Source organism: bacterium (assembly GCA_037128595.1).
Taxonomy (GTDB): domain Bacteria; phylum Verrucomicrobiota; class Kiritimatiellia; order CAIKKV01; family CAITUY01; genus JAABPW01.
Genome location: JBAXWB010000018.1, coordinates 1 through 12613 on the forward strand (window position 1 = coordinate 1; position 12613 = coordinate 12613).

Annotated in this window: 10 protein-coding genes; 7 read left to right on the plus strand and 3 right to left on the minus strand. The window is 61.7% G+C overall.

The annotated features are described in order from the left end of the window. Window positions 1–2712: hypothetical protein (locus WCS52_11910; GenBank protein MEI6167891.1), on the plus strand; the 2712-nt coding region annotated here is incomplete at its 5' end. 5 nt (window positions 2713–2717) lie between these two features. Here the strand turns inward: WCS52_11910 and WCS52_11915 are convergent. The 3 genes from WCS52_11915 to WCS52_11925 all read right to left on the minus strand — a co-directional run bounded on the left by WCS52_11915 (window position 2718) and on the right by WCS52_11925 (window position 4723). Beyond that, window positions 2718–3845, minus strand: coding sequence for a glycerate kinase (locus tag WCS52_11915; GenBank protein MEI6167892.1), 1128 nt, complete (start codon window positions 3843–3845; stop codon window positions 2718–2720). 63 nt (window positions 3846–3908) lie between these two features. Next, window positions 3909–4445, minus strand: coding sequence for a PIN domain-containing protein (locus tag WCS52_11920; GenBank protein MEI6167893.1), 537 nt, complete (start codon window positions 4443–4445; stop codon window positions 3909–3911). Further along, entirely contained in the window at window positions 4442–4723 is a 282-nt protein-coding gene (locus WCS52_11925; protein MEI6167894.1) for an AbrB/MazE/SpoVT family DNA-binding domain-containing protein, read from the minus strand. The genes WCS52_11920 and WCS52_11925 overlap by 4 nt, the downstream gene beginning before the upstream one ends. Before the next feature lie 239 nt (window positions 4724–4962). Between WCS52_11925 and WCS52_11930 the strand changes: the two genes are divergently transcribed. From WCS52_11930 to WCS52_11955, 6 genes are all read left to right on the plus strand, one after another. Then, on the plus strand, window positions 4963–6417 hold the full coding sequence (locus WCS52_11930; GenBank protein ID MEI6167895.1) for a TolC family protein: 1455 nt from the start codon (window positions 4963–4965) through the stop codon (window positions 6415–6417). After that, a complete protein-coding gene (locus WCS52_11935; GenBank protein ID MEI6167896.1) occupies window positions 6404–6934 on the plus strand; it encodes a hypothetical protein in 531 nt (176 codons plus the stop codon). The genes WCS52_11930 and WCS52_11935 overlap by 14 nt, the downstream gene beginning before the upstream one ends. A 5-nt stretch (window positions 6935–6939) precedes the next feature. Next, the gene (locus WCS52_11940; GenBank protein ID MEI6167897.1) at window positions 6940–7977 is read left to right on the plus strand and encodes an HlyD family efflux transporter periplasmic adaptor subunit; all 1038 of its coding nucleotides are present in this window, start codon (window positions 6940–6942) and stop codon (window positions 7975–7977) included. Between the two features lie 15 nt (window positions 7978–7992). Next, on the plus strand, window positions 7993–9750 hold the full coding sequence (locus WCS52_11945; GenBank protein ID MEI6167898.1) for an ABC transporter ATP-binding protein: 1758 nt from the start codon (window positions 7993–7995) through the stop codon (window positions 9748–9750). Further along, window positions 9747–11684, plus strand: a complete 1938-nt coding sequence (locus WCS52_11950; protein MEI6167899.1) for an ABC transporter ATP-binding protein — start codon at window positions 9747–9749, stop codon at window positions 11682–11684. The genes WCS52_11945 and WCS52_11950 overlap by 4 nt, the downstream gene beginning before the upstream one ends. Window positions 11685–12014: 330 nt before the next feature. After that, the gene (locus WCS52_11955; GenBank protein MEI6167900.1) at window positions 12015–12581 is read left to right on the plus strand and encodes a hypothetical protein; all 567 of its coding nucleotides are present in this window, start codon (window positions 12015–12017) and stop codon (window positions 12579–12581) included. Window positions 12582–12613: the final 32 nt, after the last annotated feature.

Consider the following 12613-nt stretch of genomic DNA (forward strand, 5'->3'; position numbering starts at 1 on the left):
TCGCACTTTTCTCCTTTATTGAAAAGTGTCAATCTACAGCCGGACGGGACAGGCGGCCTCGACTGCTTCCTGCTGACCACCAAACCCTTCTTCCCTTCAGGCAAAAGCAAGCCCGGCCCGGCGGCCAAAGGCGGCGGCACCTTCGACGCCAGCGCCTTCGTCTGGGTCGAAGGCGAAGCCGCACTGCACTCGGACCTTAAACCGCATAACTGGTATTCGAATATGGTCAAGAAGGACCAGCTCTCCGGAAACGGCTGGATTTCCACCTTCGACGGCCCCGCCGGCGCCATCGCCGACTACAGCGTCGAGGTTCCAAAAGACGGCGATTGGACCCTGTGGGCGCGCGCCAACCCCGTCCAGGCCCAGATCGAATACCGCATTGGCAATGGTGACTGGACGGCCATCGACTGCACGAAGGCCACTGATCAGGTCAACATCGCCACCGACTCCAAGCCCGATCTGCGCTTCATCGCCTGGATGAAAGCCGGCGTGATTCCCCTGAAGGCGGGCAAGCAAAACGTCTCGTTCCGCTTCGACGGCAAGGCCAATCACCACGGGGGCCTCGACTGCTTCGTGCTGGCCGCCAAGCCCTTCACCCCCAACGGCAAGGTCAAACCCGGCATGACGCTCGACACGGCCGAGCCGGGCTGGTTCGCCTTTGAGCCCCCGATCGACGAGTTTTCCAAAGACGCCCTCCTCGATCTGCGCGGACTGAATGAGCGGCGGGCCGGCGAGAAGGGCTTCGTCCGGGCGAAAGGTGACGACTTTGTCGATGGGGCCGGAACCCCGATCCGTTTCTGGGCCGCCAACGCCGGACCGGCTAAAGATCCCGATGGGGCCGACTACCTGGCCGCACGCCTGGCCAAGAATGGTGTCAACCTGGCGCGTCTCCACGGCGGCTGGTTCGATCGCACCGGGAACGATCCCAAAGCACTCAACCCGGTACACATGGACCAGTGCTTCCGCCAGATCCAGGCCTTTGCTGATCAAGGGATCTACGTCCACCTTTCAATTTACTTCCCCCTCTGGCTCCAGCTCAAGGCTTCGGACGGCATCGTTGATGGCGCCATCGGTAAAAATCCAACGGGGTTACTTCTCTTCGAACCCATCTTCCAGTCCCACTGGAAAGCCTGGGCCAAGGGCGTGCTGACGACCAAAAATCCCTACACCGGCAAGACTCTGGCCGAGGACCCCGCCGTCGCCTTCTTCGAGATCCAGAACGAGGACTCCTTCTTCTTCTGGACCTTCCAGCCGGAAGGCTTTGGCCCCGGCCCCTATCGCCAGATGTGCCAACGCTTCGGCACCTGGGCGACCAAACGCTACGGCTCCCTCGATGCCGCCAAGACTGCCTGGAAAGGCGAGATCCATCCCTCCGATGGGGAAGGCCGCCTTGGCCTCTATAAGGCCTGGGACATGACCGCCGAAGGCTTCAGCAAATCGAGTCCCGGCAAACAGGCACGGGCCACCGACCAGATCCGTTTCCTGGCCGAGCTGCAACACCAGACCTATGCCGAACTGGCGGAGTTCCTGCGTAAGGAGTGCGGTTTCAAGGGGGTGATCTCGGCCAGCAACTGGACCACGGCCGACAACCGGCAGCTGGGGATGATCGAGCGCTGGACTTATACGGCCACCGACTGTATTGACCGGCATGGTTACTTTGGCGGCAAACACCAGGGCGAGGCGTCCGGGCATATGTTGCGAACCGGCCACACCTTCACCGACAAAGCGGCGGTCCTGGATCCCACCACGGCCCTCACCGGCTACCTGCAACTGGCGGGCAAACCGCACATCAACACCGAGGTCATGTGGGATGCGCCCAACCGGCTGATCGCCGATGGGCCGCTCCTGCTGTCCTCCTACTCCGCCCTGCAGGGCGTGGACGGCATCTTCAGCTTTGCCACTCACAGCGGCACCTGGGATACCGACGGCACCAGCAAGTGGCCCATGATGCGACCCGGCTGGCTGGGCCAGTTCCCGGCCACGGCCCTGCAGTACCGCCGCGGCGACCTGAAGCCCGGCCCCACCGTACTGCGTCAGGTCGTAAGCATCGACGACCTGTTTGCCTTCAAGGGCTCGGGGTTTGTCGAAGGCCCCAACACCGACTTCCGGCTGAATGAGGCCCCCAAGGCCGGCGAAGCCGGGCGTGATGACGCCTTCGACCCCTACAGCTACTGCGTCGGCCGGGTCGAGCGTGTCATCGGCGGCGCGGGCACGCCCGAGTCCGCCGACCTGTCGAAATTTATCGACCACGCAAACAAGGTGGTGACCAGCGCCACCGGCGAGTTGCGCTGGGATTGGGGCAATGGACTGGTCACCGTCAACAGCCCGAGGAGTCAGGCGGTCAGCGGGTTTCTCGCCAAGGCGGGTCCTGTAAAACTCAAGGACGTGACCCTCTCCTGTCGCAATGACTACGGCACCGTTCACGTGATCTCACTGGATGGATTACCCCTGGCCACTTCGCGGAAAATCCTCGTCCAGGCGTTCACGGAGCAGAAACTCTACGGCTGGCAGGCAGCCAACGGCCGTATTCTTGATGTCGGCCAGGCCCCGATCAACGTTAAAGACGTGTCGGCCACCGTCACCTTTGCCAACCCGGTGGGGCTCACGGCGGTGGTCCTGGATGGTAACGGAGTGAAACGCGGCGACCTCGCCATGGTGGGGGGCGTCCTCACGCTTCCCAAGGATGCGCTCTACACCATCCTGACCCGCTGAGCGGGTCAGGAGCCGATCGCATTGGCCAGTAGCCGCACCTGATCAACCAGGCGCGGCCGGGCCTCCCCGATCATCTCGGGGGTTACTGGCCCAAGCGGGACCAGGCCAAAGGCCTGACTTACCCCATGGCGGCGCCACTCCTCCTCAGCCAAGGTCACCTGCCCGGCAATCACCGCCACCTTGGCGTGGTTCCGTCTGGCAGCCGCCACGATCCCGGAAACCACTTTCCCCTGGAATGACTGGTGATCAAGGCGGCCCTCGCCCGTAATCACCCAGTCGGCGCCCTGCATCGCTTTTTCCACGCCGCACACCTCGATCACCGCCTCAACGCCGGACACGAGGCGGCCGCCCAAAAAGGCCATCGCCCCGGCCGCCAATCCGCCCGCGGCGCCTGCGCCGGGCACCGCCGCCACATCACGGCCGGCCTGTGCTTTCATGAACCCCGCCAAGCGGCACAAGGCGGCATCCAGGCGCCGCACCATTTCCGGCGTGGCCCCCTTCTGAGGTCCGTAAACTGCCGCCGCACCCCGCTCCCCGCATAACGGATTCGTGACATCACACAACACCTCAACGGCCGGCAGGGTCAACGGGGACACAGGAGGGATCATCCGGGCAATCGCCTCGACACCGCCCCCCCCCAGTATGACCAGCTGGCCCGCGGCATCCAGAAAACGCCACCCCATGGCCATGGCGGCACCCACCCCGCCATCCACGGTGGCGCTGCCGCCGAGGGCCAACAAAATCCGGTCAGGCCCCTTTTCCAAAGCCTTCATCACCAGCTGCCCCGTGCCAAAGGTGGTGGTCAGCATCGGATTCAACTGGTGGTCCGGCACCAGGGTAATTCCACTCGCTGTGGCCATTTCCACCAGCGCGGTCCGGCTTTCCGGGAACCAGACAAACCCCGCGTCAACCGTCTGCTCCGGCAACGGTCCCATGACGCGACAGGGGCACCACTCGCCCGAAACCGCCGCCAGAACCGTCTCTGAAGTCCCCTCCCCGCCATCAGCCATGGGTTTGGAGATCACCTGCCATCCGGGCCGGACTTCCGCCAGCGTCGAGGCCACAATCCGGCAGGCCTCCTGGGCTGGGAGACTCCCCTTGAACGAGTCAAATGCCAGTAAAATTTTCTTCATGAGTTGAGGCTACTTAATCAGCCTTCGCCCTTCAATATATTCTATTAAGCCCATGCGCCAACCCTAAACCTGCGGCGACCTCTTGGCTGAGCCGGATTTAATCGTGCGCCGGCCTTTTCGCCTCGTCTTGTAGGTCACCCTTGCTTCCTTCACAACATTCCATGCGGCCGTAGCGGTCGCAGCTTCGTCGTCCTTCGAGGAAAGCCGCAGACTCGGCAAAACCTGTTGCGGGATGGTGTCGAAATGCGAGTCCCTGTGAACCAGTACGGCGCCACAAACGGCCGCGCACGCGGAAATCAAGGCGTCCATGGCTGGCAAACGGCCCACCGCCGCATCGCGGATCTCGATGGCGCGCCGGACCACACGTTCATCCACCGCCACAATATGCATGAGTTCATTGGCGTAAGCATCCACCGTCTTACGCCGGATGGCGGCGTCCAGGCCGATATCACGAAGACAGGCCTCCATTTCCAACAGGGAAGGCGCAGCAAGCCACAACACCGCATCTTCGTCATCGAACAAGGCCTGTACCCGGGCATGACCTACTTCTTTCTGGTAATGCGCCACCACGGCGGACGTATCTAATAGATAAGCACTCATGAATTCCCCAATGCCCGCCGCCGCTCTTCGTCATCACGGACCCGCTGCGCAATAAGCACGGCGACCGCATCTGATCCAGGGCGCGCCTGCTTGCTCCCGCGCCCCCACAGCTTACGCGCCAGTTCGCCCCGCGTTGGTAAAACCCGTACCTCAACACTCTGCCCGTCATCAAGAACGCGCCAATCCAGCCGCGATCCACGATGGATAGCCAGTTGTTCCGCAACCGAGACCGGGATCGTAACCTGATTTTTCCCTGTTACTTTTGTTATCATGTTCATGTCTTAATCCTTGATATATTAAATCAAGGATATTTATGCAGAATGCCTGACAATATTCAAGGTTCAAGTAGAACTATCCCGGTAAAGCGGCGCGTGATCGCGCTTGATTTCCCCGCCCTGTTCCCGCACCATATCCGTCCATGAAAGCGCTTTTACAGGCTAGCCCACGGGGGCATGTGTCCATTCATAAGGATTCATGGGTCTCAATGCATCGGCATTGAATTTGAGGGTTGGCCTGAATGAGATTTGAAATATTAGGGATTTCCCTCTGCCTGACCCTTCTGGCAACGTGGAACGGCCGTGCTGACGAACTCGATGAACTCATCTGTCTGGCCTACAGTAACAGCCCGGCCCTGCAGGCTGCCCGCGAAGGCACACGGCAGGCCGAAGCGGCCCATGACGCCACCGGCGAATTTCTCGATCCCCGCACGACCGCAACGGCCGGACGGTTAGACGGTAACGCCTCCGCCCCCCTTATCGCCGCTCCCGTGTGGTTGCCGACGGCCGATGCGTATGGTGGCGCCGCTGCCGTTGAAGTCCCGATTCGCCCGGGCATCTATGCCGGAGTCGGCGTCTCGGAGCAGTACCTGATCGACCCGGCAAAGGGAATCGACTCAGGCTATCGCACCCTCGTCGGCGGCCAGATCCGCATCCCGCTGCTCCAGGACCGGGGCTTCAGCCAGTGGCGCCTGAGTCAAGCCCGCCAGAAAGAACTGCAAACCGCCGCCGAGGCCCGCCAGCTGGAAACACGTCAAGCCGTCCGGCATGCCGTGGAACTGGCCTACATTGCGTACCTCATGGAAATGGCCAATGCCGCCACCTCAGGATCCGCCACCGACCGCGCCCAACAACTGCTGAAGGAAGCGGAGGAGCTGGTCCGGCTGAAAGTCGTCCCTGAATACCAGTTGGCTCCCGCACGACTCGAACTCGCGCTACGCCGCGAGGAAATCTGCGCCGCCAGCCAGGCGATTGATACCGCCCGCATCAGGTTGGAACAGGTTCTGGGGATTGCGCCGCCTTCCCTGCTGACAACCAATCCCGCCACGCTGATCACCCGCGCCACCAGCCTGGCCGTCCCGGAGCTGCCGGCCTGCACCGCATCGTGTGCCGCCCGCGGCGCCCTGCGCGAAGTCGACGCCCTCTCTGCAGCTGCAGCCGCTGAAAGCCGGGCGCTTGACGACAAGCTGCGCCCTGACCTGGGACTCTCCCTGCGCGGCGTCTGGGCGACAGAGGATACCTCTTCACAGACCGCCGACACGGGGACCCTTATTGGCGGCGATACCTCATCCGCCGCGGCGTTACTGGTCTGGACACGCCCTTGGAGCCAGACGGGCGCCCGCGCCCGACTCCGCGAGTCACGTGCGCGTGAAGCCCAACTCGCTGAAGTCCGCCGTGAACTGCAGAACCGGCTGACCGCCGATCTGGCGGCCGCGCACCGTGATGTGACCGGCGCCGGGGAGCGGTTCAAGGAGATCACCATCGCCGTGGAGCAGGCCCGCCGGACCCTTGAGGCCGAGGCCGAGCGCTTCCGGCTCGGCGAAGGGCGCAGCCGCAATGTGCTGGATGCCCAGAATGACCTGACCAAGGCCTACCGCTCCCGTAACGCCATTGTCGCCGGCCTGCTGAAGGGCCATTCGGATTTCATGTACGCGTGCGGCTATCAGCCGGGAGGCGCCCCTGATGGACATCAGTAAACTCAAAGAGTTGTTCGGGCTGGGTGACGACTCCCCCGAGGAACTTGAAGTCGCCATGGAAAAACAGATCCTGCCCGAGATCCGGGAGGCGAAGCCCGCCTCCGATCGCGCCACCTCCCATATCCACCGCGATGCCCAGGGCAAGGAAGAGCTCCTGATTTCGGCCGAAGATCTGCCGGAGTATACGAAGTTTGTCAAGGTGGGCCGCTGCCCGGCCTGTGGGGACCAGATTCTGGAACGGGCCGAACAACCCTGCGCCTGGTGCGACACGCCCTGCCGCCCGGAACAGGACGGCTTCCATCTGGTTCATGTGGCACTGGGCTCATTCCAGGAGCGGCATTGCTTCTGTTGCGACGATTGTTACGAAGCCTTTCGCCGGATGTATCCGGCCCGTGTCCACCGCAACTGCTACGAGCGGCCCTGCGCGGATTGCAACTTCTGCATTAAACGTTACACCGATGAATCTGACGGGTTTCCGGGACAGCCGCCGGGCCCCGTCGCACCGGAGAAAGCCTGAATATTATGGGAGAATACCGCACCACCACCGGGGAACCCGCACTGACGTCCGCGCCGCAACGCCAACGCCGCCGGTTCCGCCGCCTGTCTTTCACCCTTGCGATCATCCTGATCGTGGCGCTCGCCGGCCTGTTCATCCACCTTGAACGCAGCTTTCTCGCCAATGGGTATATCACCACCGAACATTATGCGGAAGTGCGCCCGGCCACCGTCGGCACCGTGGCGGACATCCTGGTCCAGACCGGGACCATCGTGACGCAGGGCCAGGTGCTGGCCACTCTGGACATGACGGAAGAGCAGGCGGTCGTGGAAGAAGCGCAAAGCCGGGTGCTCCAGACGGAATCCGAACTGGCCCGGCGGCAGGCGGAAATCGTTGAGGAAAAACGACGCCATGAGGAACTGATCGCCATTGCCCGCCTGCGCGTCCAGAACACCAGCGCGAAATTGACCCGCGCCCAGGAATTGCTCGAGAAGGGACTCCTGGCCGGGAGCGCCATGGAGGACATGATGCTGGCAGGCAAGCTCTCCGAGGCCGAACTGGAGTCGCTGTTGAAAAAAGATCAGACGGTCAACGATCAGGAGTTGGCCGCCCGGCGCCAGGAAATCAAAGCCCGCCGTGATGCTCTCGCCCGGGCCGCGTCACGACTGACCTTGAAAACCATCCGTGCCCCCGTGGCCGGCCAGGTGTTGCGCTATGAGTTTGTGATCGGGGAACTGATGCGGCCCGAGAATATCATGTATGAAATTTTCGGTGGCGACCGGCAGGTGATGAAACTGCGGATCCCCGAGCGCTACGCCGCCCGGGTCGCCGTCGGCCAGCCCTACAAGGCCTATCTGACCCCCTATGGCGGCCTTCAGCCGGTCGGGTTTACGGGCAAGATCGAAGCCCTGCGGAATGTCATCCAGACCGAGGGACAGAAAACCTACCGGGTGGCCTATGGTGACTTCGAGGCCCGTGGCCGGACCGTTCCGCCCGGCACCTCGGCCGAGGCGCGCATCTACTGCGGCCAGGTCAACGTGTGGCAATTCATTGTGGACCTGTAGTCAACGAGGGGCCTCATGCTCGCCGATAGACTGAAAGTGTTCATCCCGATGCTGTCGCCCTACAAGAGGCGGCTGTGGGGACTGCTGGGACTGACGGCCTTGTTATCAATCCTGGCGATGCTCCCGCCCCTGGTCATGCGGGCCATCGTCGACCGGGTGATCACCCCCGGGGACCGGGCCCCCCTCTTTATGCTGGGACTGGCCATGATCCTGCTACCCCTGTTGAGCGCCGGCTGTTCCTATCTGCAAACCCTGGGCATCACCTACGTAGGGCAGAAGTTTGTCTTCGACATGCGGCAGACACTCTACCGGCATTTGTTGCGGCTCTCCATGCGGTTCTTCGGCAAGACTGGCGTCGGCATGCTCGTCAACCGCCTCATGGGTGATACCGGGGCGGTCCAGAACCTGCTCACCGCACAAACCATCAGCATCGTCTCCGATCTGGTCTGCTCCGCCTTCGCCATCACCGCCACCTTTCTCATCAACTGGCGGCTGGCCCTCGTCATCCTGCTCCTGATGGTGATCTTCGTGATCAACGTCCGCCTCAACATCGGGTTCATCCGGCAGACCAACCGGAATTACCAGCGGTCCATGGACCGGCTGTCTGCCGGGCTGCAGGACCGGCTGATGACCACGATGGTCGTCAAAAGCTATGGAGCGGAGGCACGCGAACAGCGCGTGTTCCGGGCCCAGTCGGATTCCAGCCTGAAGCAGGTCCGCACGATGCAGGTCGCCAATAACACCTTCTCGACGAACACCTCGCTGCTGGCCGAGGCCGGCCGCGCCACCATTTATTTTTCCGGCTGCGCGATGGTGCTCATGGAGTTGATGACCTATGGCGATGTGCTCGCGTTCACCACCTACGCCATGCAGCTGCTCTGGCCGGCCGTGCGGTTCTCGCTGCTGGCCAAACAGATCCAGGATGTGGGTGTGGCCGCCGACCGGCTGACCGAGCTGTTCACGGAAACTCCCGAGATCCAGGATCTGCCCGATGCGCAGATCCTGCCCCGCCTGAGCGGCCGGGTGGATTTCGACCACGTTGACTTCCACTACAACCCCGGCAAGCCGATCATCCGCGACTTCAGTCTCCATGTGGCGCCCGGCCAGACGGTGGCGCTCATCGGGCCAACGGGGTGCGGCAAGAGCACCCTCCTCTCCCTGCTCCTGCGCTTCTTTGATGTCACCGGCGGGACCCTGCGGCTTGATGGCCATGATATCCGCAAGGTGCGGCTCTCACAACTCCGCCGCCAGTTCGGCATCGTGCTCCAGGAGCCGCAGCTCTTTACCGCCAGTATTGCCGACAACATCCGCTACGCCCGGCCGGGCGCCACCCAGGCGGAAATCGAGACCGCCGCACAGACTGCCGAGATTCACGACTTCATCATGACCCTGCCGAACGGCTACAACACCCTGATCGGCACCGAGGGCACCCAACTGTCCACCGGCCAGAAGCAGCGCATCACCATTGCCCGCGCCGTCGCGGCCAATCCGGCCATCCTCATCATGGATGAAGCCACCAGCGCCCTGGATAGTGAATCCGAGCAGGCCATTCAACTCGCCATGGAACGTCTGCTGAAAGACCGGACGGCCTTCATCGTGGCACACCGGCTCAGCACGATCCGCACCGCGGACGTGATCATCCTGATGCGTCAGGGGCAGGTGCTGGAGCAGGGTAGCCATGATGACCTCATGAAAATCCCCGGCGGACACTATGCGGCCATCTATGCCAAATTCATGGGGCGCGGCACCCTCGACGAAAGCCAGACCGCATGAAGCCACACCACCGTAATATCCGTTTTCGCCCCCCGCGCCGGGAGTATGAGCCGAACGCCGGGCACATGGACCTCTATTTCCGCTTTCTGCGTGAATACGTCTGGCCCCACCGGCGGATGTTGCTGGCGATCTCCATCTGGTGGGTGGTGAACGCCTGGACCCCGTTCCTGATGGCCTGGTACGGCCGGGTAGTGGTCGATTCGATTCTGGTCGTAACCACCACCTCGGAGACACCCAACGCGTCCGCCACAGCCCCCGACCTCGCCCCGCACCAGACGGATCGGATGCCTGAAAAAACCGGCCCCACCGGGGTCCAGACCCGCGACCGGGGTCCGGAAATGACCGTCCGGTCTGCCGGGGCCATGGGGATGCTCGGGACGCTTTTCGGCATTTACCTGGCGACCCTGATCATCTCCAATGTCGGGTCCCGCATCGAGACCCGTGGCCGGATCAACATCTCCCAGAAACTCACCGCCCGGCTCCGCGAGGATCTTCACCAGAAGGTCATGAGATTGTCCCTGGCTTACCATAAATCCCATGCCCCGGGCCGGTTGATGGCGCGCATCATGTCGGATGTCGGCGAGGTGCAGGATCAATTGTACATGACCTTCCTGACGTTCCTCAGCGCGTTCACGCTCATCACCACGGGCCTGACGATCCTCTTTGTACTCGACTGGCGTTTTGGCGTGATTGTGTTGCTGACCCTGCCCGCCTACCTGCTTGCCTACCGCCGGTCGCGCCGCGTGCTGAATGAGGTCACCGCTGAACTCCGGCACACCAACTCCTGGATGTATTCCCTGGCCTCCCAGAAGCTTGACAGTATGCGGGCCATCCAGTCCTACGGCCGTGAAAAACATGAAGACCTGAACTTCCACCGGCTCTCCGCCTGCTTTCTGCGGGACACCATGCTGCAGCAAAAAGCCTCCGCCGGACTGGGCGCCCTGTGCACCATTATTTCGACCATCGGGACCTGCGCCCTTTTCCTTTATGGCACCACGCGGGTGCTGGCTGGCGAGATGACCCTCGGCACCCTGATGTACGCCTACGGGGTGACGGCGGTGCTGTTTGGTCCGGTGATTACCCTGAGCCAGCTGAACGTCACCGTGGCCAAGCTGCTGGTCGTACTGCAGCGGCTGGTGCAGGTGCTGGACGAAAAGGAAGCCATCGTCGATGCCCCCGACGCCATGGAGTTCCCGGTCCCCCTCAAGCGTGGCGTCACCCTGCTGAATGCGCATTTCCGCCACGAGCAGCAGAGCGAACCCGTGCTGGAGGATATTACCATGCATATTCCCACCGGGTCCTGGATGTGCGTCATGGGCGCGAGTGGCTGCGGCAAGAGCACCCTACTCCACCTGCTCAGCCGCCTCTATGAGCCCCTGACGGGGGAGATCTTGTATGATCACGTTCCGCTGAACCGGATTCGTGCCGACGCCCTGCACCGGCGGGTGGTCCTCGTTCCCCAGGAGCCCCAAATCTTCGGCGGCTCGATCCGGGACAACATCTGCTACGGGAATCCTGATGCCAGCCCGCGCCAGATCATCGCCGCCGCCCAAGCGGCCGAAATTCACGACTCCATCATGGAACTTCCCGTCAAATACGAGACCCTGATCGGCGAGAAAGGCATGACGCTTTCCGGCGGTCAGCGGCAACGCATCACGCTGGCGCGGGCCCTGCTGAGCCAACCCGACGTCCTGCTGCTCGACGACTGCATGTCGGCGCTGGACGCCGAGACGGAGCGCCGGATCCAGGCCACGCTCGTGAAAATCCTGGACGGCCGCACCGCGGTGATCGTCTCCCAGCGTGTCTCCATGGCCATGCGTTGCCAGCGGATCTGCGTCCTCGATGGCGGCGTGGTGGCCGAGACCGGCACCCACGACGACCTGGTGAAGGGGAACGGCTTCTACGCCCGCCTCTACCGCCAGCAGACCCGGTAAACGCTCTTGCTTGCGTTGTAGCATACCGACCAAATCCTGTCATATTCGAAACACCCGATATTATGAGGGTTGTGCAAACAGAAAAAAGGCATGTACTTTCGGCTTGAACATCAATAAGTGACCTTTCATAATGAACTACAGAAAAGCTGGCCATGGACACCAATAACGACCAATACGACATCTTGACGAAAATGACGCCTGAACAACGCCTACTGGCTTTCCTTAAATTGTGTCGTTCCGCGCGCCGGATCAAGGAGGCGGCATTTCGCCAATTTCATCCCGACTGGTCAGAAGACGAAATAAAAATGGCACTACGGGAAAGTTTCCTACATGCCCGAAGTTGATCCTGTATTAATTTTTGTGAACCGGCTGAACCAATTGGAAGCCCGATACATGGTCACCGGATCCGTAGCCAGCATCGCTTATGGAGAACCACGACTGACCCATGATATCGACATTGTCGTTGAGTTGGACAGGATCCAAGCGGGTAGGCTGGTTCTGAGTTTTCCTGCCCCGGACTTCTATTGTCCGCCCATTGACATTATCCGACTCGAACTCGCGCGTGAATGCGGAGGGCATTTCAACATCATTCACCAAGGGACGGGATTTAAGGCAGACATCTATCCTTTGGGTCAAGATCCATGGTCGGCCTGGGGTTTGGCCCGGAGTAAAAAATTCATGCTTGAGGGGATGCCCATGATTCTGGCACCACCCGAGTACGTCATCGCGCGAAAACTAGAGTATTTCCAGGAAGGTGGCTCAGAAAAACATCTTCGCGACATACGAAGCATTTTGCGAGTTTCCCGCTCCCTGCTGAATATAGAGGAACTTGAGCGTTGGATCCAAATACGCCATCTGGAACGAGGCTGGCAACGGGTTCACGAACTTCCATTGTAAACGCCACTAACGTGCACCGCATCGTCAATCCG